At 58.5% G+C, this 17,778-nt stretch carries 19 protein-coding genes; 14 read left to right on the forward strand and 5 right to left on the reverse strand.

The features are described from left to right. Positions 1–41: 41 nt before the first annotated feature. A complete protein-coding gene (gene lpxO / locus AC1DVF_RS06535) occupies positions 42–941 on the reverse strand; it encodes a lipid A hydroxylase LpxO (protein WP_099759425.1) in 900 nt (299 codons plus the stop codon). Between the two features lie 378 nt (positions 942–1,319). Here lpxO and AC1DVF_RS06540 point away from each other — a divergent pair, with 378 nt between their 5' ends. Both AC1DVF_RS06540 and AC1DVF_RS06545 read left to right on the forward strand, forming a co-directional pair. Then, positions 1,320–2,906 (forward strand): ABC-F family ATPase, encoded by a 1,587-nt coding sequence (locus AC1DVF_RS06540; RefSeq protein ID WP_007914779.1) that lies wholly within the window; start codon positions 1,320–1,322, stop codon positions 2,904–2,906. A gap of 280 nt (positions 2,907–3,186) precedes the next feature. Further along, positions 3,187–4,374 (forward strand): MFS transporter, encoded by a 1,188-nt coding sequence (locus AC1DVF_RS06545; protein WP_477782248.1) that lies wholly within the window; start codon positions 3,187–3,189, stop codon positions 4,372–4,374. A gap of 149 nt (positions 4,375–4,523) precedes the next feature. Here AC1DVF_RS06545 and AC1DVF_RS06550 read toward each other — a convergent pair whose 3' ends face one another. Together AC1DVF_RS06550 and AC1DVF_RS06555 are read right to left on the reverse strand one after the other, a co-directional pair. Beyond that, positions 4,524–5,561 carry an alpha/beta hydrolase family protein gene (locus AC1DVF_RS06550; RefSeq protein ID WP_095048871.1) on the reverse strand — a complete coding sequence of 346 codons (1,038 nt, stop codon included), beginning with the start codon at positions 5,559–5,561 and terminating at the stop codon, positions 4,524–4,526. A gap of 236 nt (positions 5,562–5,797) precedes the next feature. Continuing rightward, the gene (locus AC1DVF_RS06555) at positions 5,798–6,409 is read right to left on the reverse strand and encodes an FMN-dependent NADH-azoreductase (RefSeq protein WP_093432787.1); all 612 of its coding nucleotides are present in this window, start codon (positions 6,407–6,409) and stop codon (positions 5,798–5,800) included. Positions 6,410–6,537: 128 nt separating this feature from the next. On the opposite strand from AC1DVF_RS06555, the gene AC1DVF_RS06560 reads away from it, so the two are divergent. Further along, positions 6,538–7,446: a LysR substrate-binding domain-containing protein gene (locus AC1DVF_RS06560; RefSeq protein ID WP_093432790.1), complete on the forward strand. Its 909-nt coding sequence runs from the start codon at positions 6,538–6,540 to the stop codon at positions 7,444–7,446. Continuing rightward, entirely contained in the window at positions 7,443–7,802 is a 360-nt protein-coding gene (locus tag AC1DVF_RS06565) for an MmcQ/YjbR family DNA-binding protein (protein WP_460090825.1), read from the forward strand. The genes AC1DVF_RS06560 and AC1DVF_RS06565 overlap by 4 nt, the downstream gene beginning before the upstream one ends. 117 nt (positions 7,803–7,919) lie before the next feature. On the opposite strand, the gene AC1DVF_RS06570 is transcribed toward AC1DVF_RS06565, so the two are convergent. Continuing rightward, entirely contained in the window at positions 7,920–8,351 is a 432-nt protein-coding gene (locus AC1DVF_RS06570) for a DUF1294 domain-containing protein (RefSeq protein ID WP_099759086.1), read from the reverse strand. Then, positions 8,348–9,178: an undecaprenyl-diphosphate phosphatase gene (locus AC1DVF_RS06575; RefSeq protein ID WP_116256214.1), complete on the reverse strand. Its 831-nt coding sequence runs from the start codon at positions 9,176–9,178 to the stop codon at positions 8,348–8,350. Before AC1DVF_RS06575 ends, AC1DVF_RS06570 begins: the two co-directional genes overlap by 4 nt. A 304-nt stretch (positions 9,179–9,482) precedes the next feature. On the opposite strand from AC1DVF_RS06575, the gene AC1DVF_RS06580 reads away from it, so the two are divergent. From AC1DVF_RS06580 to AC1DVF_RS06625, 10 genes are all read left to right on the forward strand, one after another. Further along, the gene (locus tag AC1DVF_RS06580; RefSeq protein ID WP_116256215.1) at positions 9,483–11,117 is read left to right on the forward strand and encodes a methyl-accepting chemotaxis protein; all 1,635 of its coding nucleotides are present in this window, start codon (positions 9,483–9,485) and stop codon (positions 11,115–11,117) included. A gap of 167 nt (positions 11,118–11,284) precedes the next feature. After that, on the forward strand, positions 11,285–11,848 hold the full coding sequence (gene pnuC, locus AC1DVF_RS06585) for a nicotinamide riboside transporter PnuC (protein ID WP_099759084.1): 564 nt from the start codon (positions 11,285–11,287) through the stop codon (positions 11,846–11,848). After that, positions 11,845–12,369: an AAA family ATPase gene (locus AC1DVF_RS06590; RefSeq protein WP_477782249.1), complete on the forward strand. Its 525-nt coding sequence runs from the start codon at positions 11,845–11,847 to the stop codon at positions 12,367–12,369. The genes pnuC and AC1DVF_RS06590 overlap by 4 nt, the downstream gene beginning before the upstream one ends. Positions 12,370–12,513: 144 nt before the next feature. Next, positions 12,514–12,750 (forward strand): hypothetical protein, encoded by a 237-nt coding sequence (locus AC1DVF_RS06595; RefSeq protein WP_139213402.1) that lies wholly within the window; start codon positions 12,514–12,516, stop codon positions 12,748–12,750. Then, the gene (locus AC1DVF_RS06600) at positions 12,726–13,175 is read left to right on the forward strand and encodes a hypothetical protein (RefSeq protein WP_093432807.1); all 450 of its coding nucleotides are present in this window, start codon (positions 12,726–12,728) and stop codon (positions 13,173–13,175) included. The genes AC1DVF_RS06595 and AC1DVF_RS06600 overlap by 25 nt, the downstream gene beginning before the upstream one ends. Position 13,176: 1 nt before the next feature. Continuing rightward, on the forward strand, positions 13,177–13,752 hold the full coding sequence (locus AC1DVF_RS06605) for an adhesin (protein ID WP_427120105.1): 576 nt from the start codon (positions 13,177–13,179) through the stop codon (positions 13,750–13,752). A gap of 73 nt (positions 13,753–13,825) precedes the next feature. Continuing rightward, complete coding sequence (locus AC1DVF_RS06610) at positions 13,826–14,833, forward strand: heme utilization protein (RefSeq protein WP_093432813.1); 1,008 nt, start codon at positions 13,826–13,828, stop codon at positions 14,831–14,833. A 63-nt stretch (positions 14,834–14,896) separates the two neighbouring features. After that, positions 14,897–15,577 (forward strand): C39 family peptidase, encoded by a 681-nt coding sequence (locus tag AC1DVF_RS06615; protein WP_093432815.1) that lies wholly within the window; start codon positions 14,897–14,899, stop codon positions 15,575–15,577. Positions 15,578–15,621: 44 nt separating this feature from the next. After that, positions 15,622–16,368: a hypothetical protein gene (locus AC1DVF_RS06620; RefSeq protein ID WP_093432818.1), complete on the forward strand. Its 747-nt coding sequence runs from the start codon at positions 15,622–15,624 to the stop codon at positions 16,366–16,368. Positions 16,369–16,413: 45 nt separating this feature from the next. Beyond that, positions 16,414–17,721 (forward strand): transporter, encoded by a 1,308-nt coding sequence (locus tag AC1DVF_RS06625; protein ID WP_093432820.1) that lies wholly within the window; start codon positions 16,414–16,416, stop codon positions 17,719–17,721. The last annotated feature ends 57 nt before the right edge of the window (positions 17,722–17,778 follow it).

Here is a 17,778-nt window from a genome sequence, read left to right on the forward strand (position 1 = left end):
TGAGCCTGCTCGCGATGGCGTCAGCAGCGTTTGTCTTGAATTTAGATCAGAATGAATACCGCGAGCAAACCACCGAAGATCGCCCACTTTTCCATGTAGTAGCGCTTGCGATTGCGCTTTTTCAGCTCTTTGCCACGCAGACGAATCTTGTAGATTCGGGTAAACAAGCGGTTGATCCCGCCAGTACGGTCGCTGGCATCATTCGGTGCGCCTGCCGCCGACATCACCGTACGGCTGAACCAGGCGTTGAACGCGGCGGCCCAGCGGTACTTCATCGGCCGTTCAATATCGCAGAACAGGATGATGCGGTTCTTGTCGGTGGTGTTTTCGGCGTAATGAATAAACGTCTCGTCGAACATCACCGCTTCACCATCGCGCCAATGGTAGTTCTCACCGTCGACGTTGATGTAGCAGCCGGCATCGTTCGGCGTGTCCAGGCCCAAGTGATAGCGATAGGAACCGGCATACGGATCGCGGTGACGGACCAGTTTCGAACCCGGGGGCAACTCGGCAAACATCGCGGCCTTGATCGAACCAATGCTCTGCACCAATTCGGTGGTGCGCGGGCACAGCTTCATGGCCGACGGATGGCTCTCGCCGTACCACTTCAGATAAAACCGCTTCCAGCCGCTTTTGAAGAACGAGTTGAAACCGACATCGTCGTACTGGTTGGAGCGCTTGATCTCGCCGGCACGCAGCAGGTTCTGCCCCTCCTCACGGATTTCTTCCCAGTGCGCCTGCAACGGGCTCAAGTCAGGAAACTCGCTAGGGTCCAGGTACGGCTTGTTCGGTTTTTTCGAAAACAGATAAAGGAAGCAGTTGATCGGCGCAAGAAACGTCGAATGGTCGCTCAGTTGTCGACCGAGTTTGTGTCGCACACGCCCACGCAGATGAACGTATGCAATGGAAATGACATAAATAGCAGCAATGATGAGTTTCACGGAAATCGTCACACGTCAGAAGTGAACAAACTGCGCGCCTGGCGGCCTGAGGCCCAGCGTCTCATGCAGTGGTCTGAATACACATGGCTCGTCCTTGGCCCGCGCCGTAACCGGACGCTCGGTGAAAGGTGGCATTTTAGCCACAGTTTGTCGCCAAAGGTGAGCGTTCATCTGTGAAAAACTGTCCCGCGCAGGTGCCAATCGGCGATCGTGGCGTGATCGCCCTATCGTTTAAAGAGCCAGACCAGTACAATCGCCGCCAAACTTTACGCGCCCCCCTTGGTTGATGACGGGACTTCCCCGCTTCAGCGCACTTTGACTCGGGCCAAGCGCTCCAGCCGCACCCTCGCTACTCAGAATGCTTCGCAGGAAAAACTCTTGATCTCTACAGCTAACATCACGATGCAGTTCGGCGCCAAGCCGCTCTTCGAAAACGTTTCGGTCAAATTCGGCGCGGGCAACCGCTACGGTCTGATCGGCGCCAACGGTTGCGGCAAGTCGACCTTCATGAAAATCCTCGGCGGCGACCTCGACCCGTCCGGCGGTCAGGTCATGCTCGAGCCGAACGTACGTCTGGGTAAATTGCGCCAGGACCAGTTCGCCTACGAAGAATTCACCGTGATCGACACCGTGATCATGGGTCACGAAGAGCTGTGGAAGGTCAAGGCCGAGCGCGACCGCATCTACTCGCTGCCGGAAATGAGCGAAGAAGACGGCATGGCCGTGGCCGAGCTGGAAACCGAATTCGCCGAGATGGACGGCTACACTGCCGAATCCCGTGCCGGCGAACTGTTGCTGGGCCTGGGTATCGGCATCGAGCAACACTTCGGCCCGATGAGCGAAGTTTCGCCAGGCTGGAAACTGCGCGTATTGCTGGCGCAGGCGCTGTTCTCCGATCCGGAAGTGCTGTTGCTCGACGAACCGACCAACCACTTGGACATCAACACCATTCGCTGGCTGGAAAACGTGCTGACCCAGCGCAACAGCCTGATGATCATCATCTCCCACGACCGTCACTTCCTGAACAGCGTGTGCACGCACATGGCTGACCTGGATTACGGCGAGCTGCGTCTGTTCCCGGGCAACTACGACGAGTACATGACCGTGGCGACCCAGTCCCGCGAGCAACTGCTGTCGGACAACGCCAAGAAGAAAGCGCAGATTTCCGAGCTGCAATCGTTCGTCAGCCGCTTCTCGGCCAACGCCTCGAAAGCCAAGCAGGCTACTTCCCGCGCCAAGGCGATCGACAAGATCCAGCTGGCCGAGGTCAAGCCTTCGAGTCGCGTGAGCCCGTTCATTCGCTTCGATCAGAACAAAAAGCTGCACCGCCAGGCGGTCATCGTCGAAAAAATGGCCAAAGGCTTCGACGGCAAACCACTGTTCAAAGACTTCAGCTTCCAGGTTGAAGCCGGCGAGCGCGTGGCGATCATCGGCCCGAACGGTATCGGCAAAACCACCCTGCTGCGCACTCTGGTCAACGAACTGACCCCGGACGCCGGCAGCATCAAGTGGACCGACGCTGCCGAACTGGGCTACTACGCCCAGGATCACGCGCACGACTTCGAAGACGACGTCACCCTGTTCGACTGGATGGGTCAGTGGACTCAGGGCGAACAGATGATTCGCGGCACTTTGGGGCGCATGCTGTTCTCCAACGACGAAATCCTCAAGTCGGTCAAAGTGATTTCCGGTGGTGAGCAAGGTCGCATGCTGTTCGGCAAGCTGATCCTGCAAAAGCCGAACGTGCTGATCATGGACGAACCGACCAACCACTTGGACATGGAATCGATCGAGGCGCTGAACCTGGCGCTGGAAAACTACCCGGGCACGCTGATCTTCGTCAGCCACGACCGTGAGTTCGTATCGTCCCTGGCCACACGCATCATCGAGCTGAGCCCGGATGGCGTGACTGACTTCAGCGGCACTTACGATGACTACCTGCGTAGTCAGGGTGTGGTGTTCTAAAACGCTGCTGCAACCTGAAAAGCCCTGTCCATGTGACGGGGCTTTTTGCATTTCAGGTTGAGGGATTTTCGGGTTCTGATCGTTCCCACGCTCTGCGTGGGAATGCATCCCGTGACGCTCCGCGTCACACGAGCGGGACGCGGAGCGTCCGTGGCGGCGTTACCACGCAGAGCGTGGGAACGATCAATCAATCCTCAGGAAAGTAGTTAGCCTGCTTTCTTTTATCTGACACCCAAGCCATGATGCGAACTCTCCCACCGCCGCCCGCGAACGAGTCCTCATGTCTGCGCAGCAACTGCCACCGCAAAGCTCCATGGCGATCACCCTGCAGATCGTTTCTATCGTGTTCTACACCTTTATTGCGTTCCTCTGCATCGGCCTGCCGATCGCGGTGTTGCCCGGTTATGTGCATGAGCAGCTGGGTTTCAGCGCGGTCATCGCCGGGCTGGTGATTGGCTCGCAATACCTGGCCACCCTGCTCAGCCGGCCAATGGCCGGGCGCATGTCGGACACGGTCGGCACCAAACGGGCGATCATTTATGGCTTGTGGGGGATTGTCCTCAGTGGCTTGCTGACGCTGGTCTCCACCCTGTTGCAGACTTGGCCGCTGACAAGCCTGGTCATTCTGATCATCGGCCGCTTGCTGCTCGGCATCGCGCAGGGCTTGATCGGTGTCGGTACGATCAGTTGGTGCATGGGCCAGGTCGGCGTCGAACACACGGCAAAATCGATTGGCTGGAACGGCATCGCTTCCTATGGCGCGATTGCGATTGGTGCGCCGCTGGGCGTGGTGATGGTCGCCGATTACGGCTTCACCAGCCTCGGCATCGCGCTAGCCGTGCTGGCGGCCGGTGCGCTGGTGCTGATTCGCAATAAGCCTTCGGTGCCGGTGATCCGTGGCGAACGCCTGCCGTTCTGGGCGGTGTTCGGGCGGATCGCCCCGTATGGCGCCAGTCTGACCCTGGCCTCGATCGGCTACGGCACGCTGACGACGTTCATCACCCTCTATTACCTCAACCGTGGCTGGACCGGCGCGGCGTACTGCCTGACGGTGTTTGGCGTGTGCTTCATCCTGTCACGGCTGATGTTTATCTCGGCGATCAGTCGTTTCGGCGGTTTCAGCTCAGCCATTGCCTGCATGAGCATCGAAACCGTGGGGCTTGTGCTGTTGTGGCTGGCACCGTCGACCGCATTCGCCTTGATCGGTGCCGGACTGGCAGGGTTTGGTTTGTCGCTGGTGTACCCGGCGCTGGGTGTCGAGGCGATCAAGCAGGTGCCCAGTTCCAGCCGAGGATCCGGGTTGGGCGCTTATGCAGTGTTCTTCGATCTGGCGCTGGCGATTGCCGGGCCGTTGATGGGCGCGGTGGCGTTGAACCTGGGGTATTCGTGGATTTTCTTCAGCGCGGCGCTGTTGTCGGTGATCGGGCTGGGGCTGACCTTGCTGCTGCAGCGCCGGGCGATTTCCTGAATCATCGACGCAAAACCAATGTGGGAGCGAGCTTGCTCGCGAAGGCGGTGAGTCAGTCAGCACATGTATTGACTGACACTACGCCTTCGTCGGAACGCCGCCCGGAGCAAGCTCGCTCCCACAGTTGCTGCGGTGCTGCGGGGATCGGATTATTGATCCGCGGTCTGCATGCCGGCCCGGGTTGGTTTACCCAAGGTGTGCGAGAAGAACCGTCCCGCCTCAGAGATCAGGTTGCGGTGAATATCCTCGCGATCCACCCCATCAGCATCGGTGCACAACGCCGGCATGGCGCGAATCTGTTCTTCGTTGCACGGCGCCATAAACACGAAGTGCCCAGCCCCGGCGAGTAATTTGAAGTCCGGTGCCGTCGGCAGTTTGCGCGCCAGCGCGGCCGCATTCTTGTCGAAGGCCACCAGTTTGTCACCATCACCGCTGTAGAGCAGCACCGGCACATGCACGTCAGCCAAGGTGTGACGACCGAACTTCAGGCTCAGCGGCGCCATCAGCAGCAGCGCATGAACGCGCGGATCGGCCACCGGTTGCAGATCATCCCGATCAACGATCAACTCACCCTGGGTGTTACAAGCATCACGATCGTCCGGGCGCTCTTGGCAATACCGACGCAGGCGATCGAGATCCGGTTGCGCCCCGGACAGGATCAACGCGGTCTCGCCGCCCGCCGAATAACCGATCACCCCGACCTGATCCGCATTGACGTAAGGCGCGAGCATGCGATCGCCCAAGGTTGCGGTGATGGCTTCGGAAATCTGGATCGGTCGCCCGTAGAGATTGCTCAGGGTGCCGAGTCGGCTGTGGTCTTTGGAATTGTCGCCGGGGTGAATCACCGCCACCACGACAAAGCCTTTGCGCGCCAGCGAAGTCGCCAGGTCGTGCAGTGCGAGCGGCGTGCCGGTGTTGCCATGGGAGAGCATCAGCATCGGGAAACGGCCGATGGCGACTTTGGTGTCTTCGCCGGCCTCGACCGAATAGCCCTCGAGCAGGCTCAGGTGCTCACGATCGCTGGAGGGATAAAAGGCGATGGCGCGCATCGGTTGCAGGTCCAGCGGATCGAGGAAGGTCATCTCGTGATAACCGACGCTCCAGACCGGGTGTCGCCCAGGCGCGGCATGCACTGTGTTAAGGCTGCCGAGCAGRCAAATCAGTAACGTTGCACAAAGACGCATCATGGGATGCCCCACCCTGTTGTTACTCAATCGAAAGTTCCGTTGCGTTGCGGGCCTGAAACCCCGGGGATTCGGTGTTCCGGTACGACAATGCACTCAGACGCTGATTGTGTGACTGCATAACCCGGGCCAGATTATGTAACAGTCAGAAACAAAAAACTCCGTATTCGCCCCTTGCGGAACCAGAATACAGAGTTTTTTGGGTATTACCTGAACATCAGCTGTTCTTTACGCAAGCCTTACGCGGCGGCGAACAGTTGCTCGCTGATCTTCGCTTGTGCAGCGGTCATCGCGTTGTTGCGCACTTCTTCGCCATACGCCAGGCCTTCAGCGCGGACGATTTCGATGTCGGTGATGCCGAGGAAGCCCAGTACCAGCTTCAGATATTCTTCGTGAGCGATGCCGCTGGCCTGACCGGCATGAATACCGCCGGAAGTGGATACGATCACCACTTTCTTGCCGCCGCACAGGCCTTCAGGGCCGGCTTCGGTGTAACGGAAGGTTTGACCGGCGACGGCAACGCGGTCGATCCACGCCTTGAGTTGGGTCGGCACGGTGAAGTTGTACATCGGAGCCGCGATCACCACGGCGTCCGCAGCTATGAATTCGGCCAGGGTCGAAGCGCTCAGTTCGGCTTCGTGCTGTTGAGCAGCGTTACGCAGCTCAGCGGTGGTGCCAGCGGCGACCAAGGTGGTCGACGAGAAGTGGCTGATGGCATCGGCGGCCAGGTCGCGGTAGGTCACCACGGCGCTTGGCTCAGCGACTTGCCAGGCTTTGACGACTTCGCTGCTCAACTGACGGGAAGCCGAATTGTCGCCCAGAATGCTCGAATCGATATGCAGCAGTTTCATGTGGAATCTCCTGGAAGGAATCGCCGGTGGCGACGGAATGGAGACAATCCTACGCAAGAAACCAATGGATGATTAGCCGCCTGAAATGCGATAGTTTGTCCCACCGATAGAACAGTCGGATATCCCTGATGCAAGACCTCAACGATCTCTACTATTTCGCCAAAGTCGTCGAAGCCGGCGGTTTTGCTGCAGCCGGGCGCTTGCTCGGGATTCCCAAATCACGGCTGTCGCGGCGCATTGCCGAACTGGAAGAACGCCTTGGCGCGCGTTTACTGCAACGCACCACCCGGCAACTCAATCTCACTGCAGTTGGCGAACGTTACTTGCGCCACTGTCAGGCAATGCTCCTCGAAGCAGAAATGGCCGATGAAGCGGTGGCGAGCATGTCCAGCGAGCCGCGCGGGCGACTGCGCGTGTCCTGCCCTACAGGTCTGGCCCGGGAAATGTTGCCGTGGGTGATCAGCGATTTCCTTGGCAAATTCCCCCAGGTGCAACTGGAAGTCGTACTGCTCAATCGCCGTGTTGATCTGGTCGGTGAGGGCTTTGATGTCGCGTTGCGCGTGCGTGAGCACGGTGACGAGGATCCGCTGCTGGTGACCCGGCGCCTGCGTCAGGCGCAGATGGTCGTGGTGGCCAGCCCGGCGTTTTTACAGGGCAAGACGATCAACCATCCGCAAGACCTGAAGCATCTGCCCGTACTGGGTGCGCTGGAGGCCGATCGTATGGTGCATGTGCGCCTGCTCGATCAGCAGGGCCACAGTTTCGAACTGAACATGGAGGCTCGCCTGGGCATCGATGATTTTGTCGTACGCAAGGCCTGCGTCCTTGCCGGTCAGGGGTTTACCCTGTTGCCGATGATGTATTGCGAGGCCGAGCTGGAAAACGGCACGCTGGTGCAGATGTTGCCGGAGTGGTCACTGCCCGGCGGCTGGCTGCAAGCGGTGTATCCGCATCGACGCGGGGTGATGCCAGCGGTGCGCGCGTGGATCGATCATCTGGTCGAGTCGTTCAATGCCTGTGGGGAGCGGTTGTTATGAACAAGGGAAAGATGAACGAAGCCGACGTTGCGGCGTTCTGCCTGGCATTGCCGGGCGCTCGGGAAGATTACAAATGGGGCGGCGTGCGAGTGTTTTCGATTGCCGGCAACAAGATGTTTGCCTTGCAGGGGCTGCGTGGGGATTCGCTGGCGTTCAAGGTTGATAAAGATCTGTTTCTCGGTCATTGCGACCGTCCGGGGATTCACCCGGCGCCCTATCTGGCCCGGGCGCAGTGGATCATCATGCATCCGCCCTACCCGTTGGGCGCCGAGGAATTGCGCGGGTTGTTGCAACGTTCGCATCAGCTGGTGGTGAGCAAGTTGCCGAAAAAGACCCAAATCGGTTTGTTGCTGTAAACCCGATCCCTGTAGGAGTGAGCCTGCTCGCGATAGCGGAGTGTCAGTTGGAATTTCTTTGGCTGACACTCCGCTATCGCGAGCAGGCTCACTCCTACATAGGGAGTTGCGGTGTATTCAGAACAGCGTCAGCAGATTCGAGCCAAGAAACAGCTGGTCGATCCAGAACACCTGGTGCAGCAACACAATCACCCAGAACAGAATCTGAAACGACACCTTGCGCGTCTTGTGCCGGAACACCTGCTGGGCGATCAATGCACCCGGCCAGCCGCCCGCCAGTTCCACAGCATGAAGGATGTTCTCCGGTGTGCGCCAGGCGTCGGCGCGCGCCTTGCGCTTGTCTGCCCAGTACATGAAGAACGCCAACACGCTCACAACACCGTAAGCCGTCAGCGGCACCAACGAAATCCCGCGCAACCACATCGACACCGAGCCGAACAGCGGCAACGCGCAGACGATCAACAGAACCAGCAGTTTCAGCTTCAGATGCTGGATGTTGTTGCCGCCCGAAGGTCGCCCTTCGGGCCGGCGTGCGCGGGAATCACTCATGGCTTGGCCGCCGCCCAATCGATCCAGCCAAACTGCCACGTCGCCAGAATGACCAGACCAAAAACGATCCGATACCAGGCAAATGCCGCATAGCTATGGCTGGCAATGAACTTGAGCAAGCCGCGCACGGCGATCATGGCGAAGATGAACGCGGTGACAAAGCCGATGGCAAACACCGGGAAGTCCGCCGGGACAAACAGATGGCGGTACTTGTAGCCCGAGTAGACCGCCGCACCGACCATGGTCGGCATCGCGAGGAAGAAGGAAAACTCGGTGGCAGTCTTGCGCGACAGACCGAAGAGCAACCCGCCAATGATCGTCGAGCCGGAACGCGAAGTGCCGGGAATCATCGCCAGACACTGAGCGAAACCAACCTTCAAAGCATCTTTCCAAGTGATCTCGTCGACTGTTTCGGCGTGCACTGCATGCTGACGCTTTTCCGCCCACAACATGATGATGCCGCCCACCACCAACGCGGTCGCAACGGTAATCGGATTGAACAGGTATTCGTGGATCAGGTCGGCAAAGATCACGCCCAGCACCACGGCGGGCAGAAACGCGATCAGCAGGTTAGCGGTGAAACGACGGGCACTGGGCTGCGTCGGCAAACCGATGACCACATCGAAAATCTTGCGGCGAAACTCCCAGACCACCGCGAGGATCGCGCCGAGCTGGATGATGATATTGAATGCCATGGCCCGTTCGCCGCCGAAGTTCAGCAAGTCGGCAACGATGATCTGGTGTCCGGTACTGGAAATGGGCAAAAACTCCGTCAGCCCTTCTACAACTCCTAGTATCAGTGCCTGCAAGGCCGTCCAAAGATCCATCAATCCCCCAAAGAGCGATGCGCGTCGGCATGCCCCGATAGTATTTTTTTACGTTCACTGCGATCAGCGTAGCTGGTTATGGCTGTACCGATTCCGCACGCACAGGATCCACACGAAACGGTCAAAATTCCGTGAAATTTCAATTTGGATTCAGGTTTTCACGCGCGGGGCCGAAATCCTAACAGACAAGCCTTATTAGCGCTGCCGCGTTATACGACTTGGGTCGCGTATGCCCGCTCACGAAATCGTGGTTGGATGCTGGCGGTCGTTTATTACAAGAAAAAGAATCCGGAGTGACAGCGTTATGAACAGCTTGCGCAGTGTGTCGATCAGCCGACGCTTGTGGCTCATCTTGATTGTGGCGGTGGTCATGTTGCTGACCTTGGGCGTGTTGATGCTCAAGCAAATCCACGACGATCTCTACCACGCCAAGGCCCAGAAAACCCAGCACGTAGTACAGACCGCCAGCGGCCTGCTGACCTACTACCACGACCTCGAAACCGCCGGCACCCTGAGCAAAGAGGCGGCGCAGAAACAGGCGCTGACGGCGATTCGTGGCCTGCGCTACGACCAGAGCGATTATTTCTGGATCAACGACCTCACGCCCGTGATGGTCATGCACCCGACCAACCCGAAACTCGAAGGCCAGAACCTCTCGGCGATCCGTGACCCGGACGGCTTTGCGGTGTTCAACGAAATGGTCGCCATCGCCAGGTCCAAAGGCGCCGGCATGGTCGACTACCGTTGGCCGAAACCCGGGGCCAGTGAGCCGGTGGCCAAGACCTCCTACGTCAAACTGTTCGAACCGTGGGGCTGGGTGCTCGGCTCCGGGGTTTACGTCGACGACGTGCAGGCGGAATTCCAGGGCCAAGTGATCAAGGCTACGGTTATCGGCCTGGCGATTGCCGTGATCATGGCGCTGCTGGTGATCCTCATCGCGCGCAGCATCGTCCGTCCGCTGCAGGAAACCGTGAACGCCATGGCCAACATTGCCAGCGGTGAAAGCGACCTGACCCGCAGCCTCGATACCCATGGCAAAGATGAAGTCACTGAACTGGCGCATCACTTCAACGCCTTCACCGCCAAACTGCGGCGGGTGATCGGCGATTTGCAGGTGTCGGCCAGTGCACTGGGTCAGTCGTCCAGCGAACTGGGCAACGACGCCTCACAAGCGCAGCAACGCAGCCAGCAACAATCGCAGCAGATGGAACTGGTGGCCACCGCGATCAACGAGGTGACCTATGGCGTGCAGGACGTGGCGAAGAACGCCGAGCACGCCGCCGCCGAAATGCGCGATGCCGAAGCGCAGGCACAACAGGGCCAGATCAACATCGATGGCAGCTTGCAGCAGATCGACAAACTGTCCGGCACTATCGATCAAGCGGTGGAGGTGATCCGCACCCTCGCCGCCGAAAGTACGCAGATCGGCAGCGTGCTGGAAGTGATTCGCTCGATTGCCGAACAGACCAACCTGCTCGCGCTTAATGCCGCGATTGAAGCGGCGCGGGCCGGTGAGCAAGGTCGCGGGTTTGCCGTGGTGGCGGATGAAGTACGCTTGTTGGCACAACGTACGCAGAAGTCGACGGCGGAAATCCAGTCAATGATCGAGCGTCTGCAGAACCATTCCGAAGCCGCTGTGAAAGTGATCGGCGACAGCAGCAAGGCGTCGCAATTGACCATCGAACAAGCCGGGTTGGCCGGTGCGAGTCTGAATGCGATTGGCCAGGCACTGCGTAATCTCAATGGCCTGAACGCTTCGATTGCCAGCGCCACGTTGCAGCAGGCGCATGTGGTCGAGGACATTAATCAGAACGTCACTCAGGCGGCCGGCCTCTCGCACAGCACGGCGATCGCTGCCGAACAATCGAGTGCGGCCAGCCTGAAACTTGGCCAGTTGAGCGAACAACTCAACGCCCTCCTGCGCCAGTTCCGCGTCTGACCCAAAACCTGTGGGAGCGAGCTTGCTCGCGAAAGCGTCAGGTCAGTCAAAGAAGATTTCGACTGCACAGGCCCCTTCGCGAGCAAGCTCGCTCCCACAGGGTTCTTCAGTGTCTGGGCGAATGCAGTACAATCCGCCCCCTCCTCAATTTCCCCCAAGGAACCCCCATGTCTGGGCTTGAACTGTTTGCCGCCGCCCTCGGGGTGATCGCCGTGTGGCTGACGGTCAAACAGAATCCGTGGTGCTGGCCGATCGGTCTGGTCATGGTGCTGCTCTATAGCTGGATCTTCTTTGAAGTAAAGCTGTATTCGGACATGTTGCTGCAAGTGATCTACGCCGCGCTGCAAGTCTATGGCTGGTGGCAATGGACCCGCGCCGGGACGATGCATGACGGTCGTGAGGTCACGCGCCTCGATCAACGCTCGGTCCTGATCGGCTTGGGCGTTGGCGCGGTCGGCAGCCTGTTGCTCGGTGCGGCCATGGCTCACTGGACCGACGCCGCGCAACCGTGGCTCGATGCCGCGCTGACCGGTTTCAGCCTGGTCGCGCAACTGTGGATGGCGCAGAAACGCCTGCAATGCTGGGCGCTGTGGTTTGTGCTGGATGTGATCTTTGTCGGCTTGTTCATCTATAAGGGGCTGTACCTGACCGCTGCGCTGTACGGGCTGTTCACTCTGCTGGCGATCCAGGGCTTTCGTGAATGGCGTGCTGACCCGGCGTTGCGCACATGAAGGTTGTGGTCCTGACCGGCCCCGAATCCACCGGCAAGAGCTGGCTGGCGGCGGGCCTGCAACAACGCTTTAGCGGCTTGCGGGTGGATGAATACGTGCGTCGGTTTATCGAACTCAATCCCCGCGACACTTGTCTGGCTGATATCCCGGAAATCGCTCGGGGCCAGTTGCACTGGGAAGATGAAGCGCGGGCGCAACAGCCGTCATTGCTGATCCTCGACACGCACTTGCTGAGCAATATGCTCTGGAGTCAGACGCTGTTCGGCGATTGCCCGGCCTGGCTGGAATCCGAATTGTTGGCGCGGCATTACGACCTGCACCTTTTACTCTCGCCAGAGCAGATCGACTGGACCGATGACGGTCAGCGCTGCCAGCCGGATCTGGACGAGCGTCTGGCGTTTTACCAGGCCACGCAGAACTGGCTGGAAAACCACCATCAACGCTTTCAGGTCATCGAGGGCAATTGGGCCGAGCGCCAGTCGCAGGCGTTTGCCGCCGTCGAGCAACTGCTGGCTGAGTGACCCGGTCAAAGGGTTCCTTCCCACGCGATTTCCCCTGTTTTGGGGACAAAGTGTCCAATCCTGAAACACTCGCCCGCGTGCAAAGTGCCCGTTTCAGCACGGTTCACAACTTTGTCATGCCGGTTGTTACGTGGCTGAAACACCTTGGCGCAAACCCTTGTGCCAGAGCTTTATTCAGCCAATAGACAGGTCAACGCCACCCTGCGTGTATCAGCCATGAAACAGGCGGTGTATCAGGCCGGCGCATCTATTCCCCAAGCAATTGAAATTGAAAGATATTTCAAAAGCGGCACAGCTTTCGCTCTCTCCTTCACAACGCTGACTAGGGCCAGCCCACTGAAGAAGGAATTGCAGCCGTGGGGAATATCAAAAAAGGTTTGACCTGCCTTCTGCTGATCGGATCAGCAGCCAGTACGTTCATCAGCTTCAACGTGCAGGCAGAAGGCAATGGCGTGATTGTCCTCAACCGCGATGTTCAGCCTATTCCTATCGGTCGCAGCGGCGGTAAAGACCCCTATCCAACCACAGTCAATGCTAACCCTTCAGCCCGCATCAATCAGGCGATGAGCAGCACTGAGCTCAATGACGGTGAGTTTGCCAGCGTAGCCAGTGGCTCCTCGATCCGCGGCAACATCAGCACACCGACGGCGAATCTGCCCGGCATGAACACCCTGACCAATACCAACGGCCTGCCCGGTATGAGCAGCGGCCACGGCGGCGGCGCCGGCGGTTCCATCTCCAACACCGTCAACCGCGCAATGGGCGCAGGCCTTGCGCCGCTGACCCGCATGGCTGGAGGCCAATAAGATGAATCGCACCCTGCTCCTGCTCGCCCTCTTCGGTTGCGCCAACGCCATGGCCGCCGACCCCAGCTCAGTGAACAACGCGAACATTCAGGACACCGGCATTCAGTACCGCGGCAACTACAACGTCAACCAGGCCGCTGGCGATCAGATGCAACAGACCAACACCAAGGCCATTGCCATCGGCACCTCGGCCAGCGCCACCACAATCGTCCGCCAGCACATCGACACACCCGGTAACCCGTCGACGAATGCCAGCGCGACCATTGGCGGCAACTCATTCAGTAATGGCAACGGGATCCTCGGTGTGAACCAGGGCGCCGGTGCCAACAACCAGATGGCCAACGTCACGCGCGTCAGCATCAGTGCTGGCCCGCAGAGCGTTGACGACAGTGCCCTTTCGCAACAGAACGTGGCGCTTCTACCGAGCTCAGGAGCAACTGGTACCTCACCCGGCAGTCGCCAGGTCACGACAAGTGATCAGGCCTTCACCGGCAGCCGCGGGGTAATCCAGGTGAACCAGAGTGCTGGGGTGGGGAACCGTATGGCTAACACCCTGAGCATCCGGGTCGCTGACTGACCCAAACAACAAAAGCAGTGCAATTAGAAAGTACCAACACTTAACCAACTAATAAGCACGATGGAGAAACACCATGAAACCTACAATGGCTCTCAAACCACTGGTTTTCGCACTTGCAGCAGTGATGGCAATCGCAGCACAGGCAGGCGGTCGTGATGACGATCATGGTAACGGGCACGGCAATGGTCATGGCAACCATGAACCAAAAGGCCCTACCCTGGAACAACTTCTGCAAATCGGCGCCGGCGCTGGTGCTGCCGTACTCGACACGCAGAACAGCGATGGCAACCTGGTGGGCAACCAAGGCACCAAAAATGATGCCTCCGTTCGCGACTCCGCCAATGGCACCAACGGCAACGTCGGCATGAACAACACCGCCGGGGATGGCAACCAACAAGACAACGCCGCTGCACTGGCAACTGCCGACGAAAGCTTCATCTTCGGCAGTGCCGTGTCCGTTTCCAGCGCGACTCAGGTCAACAACAACAACGCGGTTGCCAACTACTCGACAACCAACAACGCCAACCTCAACAACGTGGGTAACGGCGGTTCCGGCAACATCGGTGTGAACAACAGTGCCGGCAACTTCAACCAACAGAAAAACAACCTGGCCATTGCTGTATCCGGTGGTCGTGTAGCTAACGCCGCTGCCGCTGCCAACCAAAGCTCCACTGGGTTGACTGTGTCCAACAACGGCACTCAAACCTACAAAACCGATACTCTGAGAGGCACCTTCACCGCTGCCGGCGCATTCGTGGCAGCTGGCAAAGCGACCATCGAAGGCGACAAAGGCCATGGTGGTGGCGGTTATGGCGACAACGACCGTGGTCATGGCGGCAACGGCGGCAGCAAAGATCAGAAAGCGACCTTTGAAGCTGTCGGCATCTTCGGTCTCGCCGGTGTAACCACGCAACAAGTGCTGACCCCTGATGGCTGGAAAAACCCTGTGACCAACAACGCAAGCATCTCCAACGTTGGCAACAACTTCTCCGGCAACGCTGGTTACAACAACGCCGCTGGTGTTGGTAACCAACAAAGCAACTCGCTGTCCATCGCTGCAGGTTGCAAAGCCTGCCTGTAATCGCGATCGAAACGAAAGCCCCGGAAACGGGGCTTTTCCTCAGTCCGCAAAGGCGTATCGATCATGCGTAAGACTGCCCTTTTCGCTCTGCTTTGCCTGTCCGGCCTGACCCAGGCTGCCCAGATGCCAGTCGCTGCCCTCCCAGGCGGCGTACTCGTCTACAAGAACGTGCAAAGCATTCGTGAGCGCAAGTTTTCCGACATTGTCGAACAGAAAACCGATTTCAGCTGCGGCGCTGCTGCACTGGCTACGGTGTTACGCCAGGCCTATTGGCTCGACGTCGATGAGGAGCACATCATCAAAGGCATGCTGGTCAACGCTGACCAGGACCTTGTTCGTACTCAAGGGTTTTCCATGCTGGACATGAAGCGCTACATAGAAAGCATCGGCATGCGCGCCAGGGGTTACAAGATTCCGCCGGAAAAACTCGATGCTGTAACCATCCCGGTGGTGGTACTGATGGAAATTCGCGGCTACAAGCATTTCGTGGTTCTGCAGCGTTCGGACAAGGATTGGGTTTACATCGGAGACCCGGTTTTAGGCCACAAGCGCTACAAACATGATGACTTTGTCAAAGGTTGGAACGGCATTGTCTTCGCCATCGTCGGCCCCGGTTATGACAAAACCAATGCATTGCGCAGCCCGCCGACACCGCTGACGGCGAAGAACAAGCTGGATAACTTCAACCCTGTCAGAGATGCTGAATTGATGGACTTCGGGTTCATACAGAGCGACTTCTTTTAATCGCCGATTATAAAGAATGGGGCTGGATGTCCCGGGAGCAGCAAATGAAAACCTCATACTGGCTGGCCGCCGCCTGCCTGGCAGCGAGTGCGTCAGGCTATGCCAATGCAGGATTCAAACCTATAGAAATACAAGACAAGGAGTTGTCCGAACTACGTGGTCGTTATGTCATGCCGGGGCGGATTATCAGCTTCGGCATTGTCATGAGCAGTACCTGGCGCAACGCCAGTGGCGATTTGATCGGGGCTTCGACCTCGATGCAACTTCAGGCAGCAACGGTAAAACCTGAATTCTATGTTCAAACCATCAAGGAACACGGCAACGGCAGCACCCTTTCTACGGGTACCGGCACAATCACCGGTGGCGCCGGCCTCGACAGCAGCCAGGGCGTAACACAGAGCGTACGCGCTGCGGGTGACAGCAATACCGCCTATAACAACGTTGCCATCAACGTTAAAGAAGCCAGTCAGGCGCCAGCACTGGTGCCCACCCAAGGGCAGGCGCTGATGGCCGGGCAAACCATCGGCGGCAGCAATGCCGCAGGCAGCGTGGCGGTTTCGGCCAACGGTGGCGGCGTACAAATGGCCATTCAGGCCTCCGGCAATCAAGGTACGGCCCTGCAACAGGTCGCCCAAGGCGGCTTGCTGCAGAACACCCGTTTGCTCGGCAGTGCCAACGTGGTCAATAACATGACTCAACTCAACGTCGTCCTGAACAATAACGGCATGAGTGCCGGCGCACTGGATTGCAACCTGACTCAGCTCAGGGCACTACGAAATATTGGATATTGAACTACGCTGAGTCTCGATCATTGGGCTTAAAGGGACGGCTTATTCATGTATCGATCAGTATCACTGCGTGCCGCTGTTTGCTTGAGCACCCTTCTACCTGCAGCGATGCTGCAAGCGGCACCGGACGCCGACGTAGAAGTCCTGAAACAAGAGCTTCTGGAGCTGAAACAACGTTACGAAGTACAACAAAAGGCCCTGGCGGTACTCGAACAACGGGTTCGCCAGGTCGAAGATCAACCGGCGGCGCCACCACCCAAAAGGTTGGCCAAGTCGCCGTCGGATATGAAAGGCAATCCAAAAGTGGCCACCGGTACCGGGGCCGCAGCAGCGTCGGGGGGCGCAGCCGGAGGCAGTGGGGCTTCTTACGGGCAATCGCTGGCAGATGATTCGCAACCGGCACAGAGTGTGTCCAACCTGTATGACGAGGCCAGTGGCTTCTTCGGCGGAGGCAAATTCAGCTTCGAAACCGGTATCACCTACTCGCGCTATGACACCCGCCAGTTGATCCTCAACGGCTTTCTGGCCCTCGACTCGATCTTTCTCGGCAACATCAACCTCGACCGGATCAAGGCCGACACCTGGACCCTTGACCTCACGGGCCGCTACAACTTCGACAATCGCTGGCAGTTCGACCTGAACGTGCCCGTGGTTTACCGCGATTCGACTTATCAATCCGGCGGCGGTAACGGCGGAGCGTCCAACGTCACGACCGAGCAGGACGTGACACGCGATCCAACCATTGGCGACGTCAACTTCGGCATCGCCTACAAGTTCCTCGATGAGTCAGCCAACACGCCGGATGCGGTCGTCACCTTGCGCGTCAAGGCGCCAACCGGCAAGGATCCGTTCGGGATCAAGCTGCGCCAGACCGACGCCAACTCCAACCTGTTCGTGCCTGACACCCTGCCCACGGGCAACGGCGTCTGGTCGGTCACGCCGGGGATCTCGCTGGTCAAAACGTTCGACCCGGCGGTGCTGTTCGGCAGCTTGTCCTACACCCACAACCTGGAGGAGTCGTTTGACGACATCAGTTCGACGGTCAACCAGAAAAACCCGGGCAAGGTCAAGATCGGCGACAGCTTCCAGATCGGCGCCGGTATTGCGTTTGCGCTGAACGAGAAGATGAGTATGTCGTTCTCGATGTCTGACCTGGTGCAGCGTAAAAGCAAGCTGAAGCAGGATGGCGGCGATTGGCAATCGGTGGTATCCAGTGACGCCAACGCCGGTTATTTCAACGTCGGCATGACCATTGCGGCCACCGACAACCTGACCATTGTTCCGAACTTGTCGATCGGTTTGACCGACGATGCACCGGACTTTTCCTTCAGCCTGAAATTCCCTTACTACTTCTAGGAAAAAGCAAAAGATCGCAGCCTGCGGCAGCTCCTACAGGGATTACACAAACCCAAT

The sequence above is a fragment of the Pseudomonas sp. P4_D7 genome, from assembly GCF_056401755.1.

What these genes read in the sequence shown, in the direction of transcription:
- AC1DVF_RS06545 (WP_477782248.1), top strand. Translation starts at nt 3,187, where the DNA reads ATGTCTGCGCAGCAACTGCCACCGCAAAGCTCCATGGCGATCACCCTG.
- AC1DVF_RS06555 (WP_093432787.1), bottom strand. Translation starts at nt 6,409, where the DNA reads ATGAAACTGCTGCATATCGATTCGAGCATTCTGGGCGACAATTCGGCT.
- AC1DVF_RS06560 (WP_093432790.1), top strand. Translation starts at nt 6,538, where the DNA reads ATGCAAGACCTCAACGATCTCTACTATTTCGCCAAAGTCGTCGAAGCC.
- AC1DVF_RS06565 (WP_460090825.1), top strand. Translation starts at nt 7,443, where the DNA reads ATGAACAAGGGAAAGATGAACGAAGCCGACGTTGCGGCGTTCTGCCTG.
- AC1DVF_RS06570 (WP_099759086.1), bottom strand. Translation starts at nt 8,351, where the DNA reads ATGAGTGATTCCCGCGCACGCCGGCCCGAAGGGCGACCTTCGGGCGGC.
- AC1DVF_RS06575 (WP_116256214.1), bottom strand. Translation starts at nt 9,178, where the DNA reads ATGGATCTTTGGACGGCCTTGCAGGCACTGATACTAGGAGTTGTAGAA.
- AC1DVF_RS06580 (WP_116256215.1), top strand. Translation starts at nt 9,483, where the DNA reads ATGAACAGCTTGCGCAGTGTGTCGATCAGCCGACGCTTGTGGCTCATC.
- pnuC (WP_099759084.1), top strand. Translation starts at nt 11,285, where the DNA reads ATGTCTGGGCTTGAACTGTTTGCCGCCGCCCTCGGGGTGATCGCCGTG.
- AC1DVF_RS06590 (WP_477782249.1), top strand. Translation starts at nt 11,845, where the DNA reads ATGAAGGTTGTGGTCCTGACCGGCCCCGAATCCACCGGCAAGAGCTGG.
- AC1DVF_RS06605 (WP_427120105.1), top strand. Translation starts at nt 13,177, where the DNA reads ATGAATCGCACCCTGCTCCTGCTCGCCCTCTTCGGTTGCGCCAACGCC.
- AC1DVF_RS06610 (WP_093432813.1), top strand. Translation starts at nt 13,826, where the DNA reads ATGAAACCTACAATGGCTCTCAAACCACTGGTTTTCGCACTTGCAGCA.
- AC1DVF_RS06615 (WP_093432815.1), top strand. Translation starts at nt 14,897, where the DNA reads ATGCGTAAGACTGCCCTTTTCGCTCTGCTTTGCCTGTCCGGCCTGACC.
- AC1DVF_RS06620 (WP_093432818.1), top strand. Translation starts at nt 15,622, where the DNA reads ATGAAAACCTCATACTGGCTGGCCGCCGCCTGCCTGGCAGCGAGTGCG.
- AC1DVF_RS06625 (WP_093432820.1), top strand. Translation starts at nt 16,414, where the DNA reads ATGTATCGATCAGTATCACTGCGTGCCGCTGTTTGCTTGAGCACCCTT.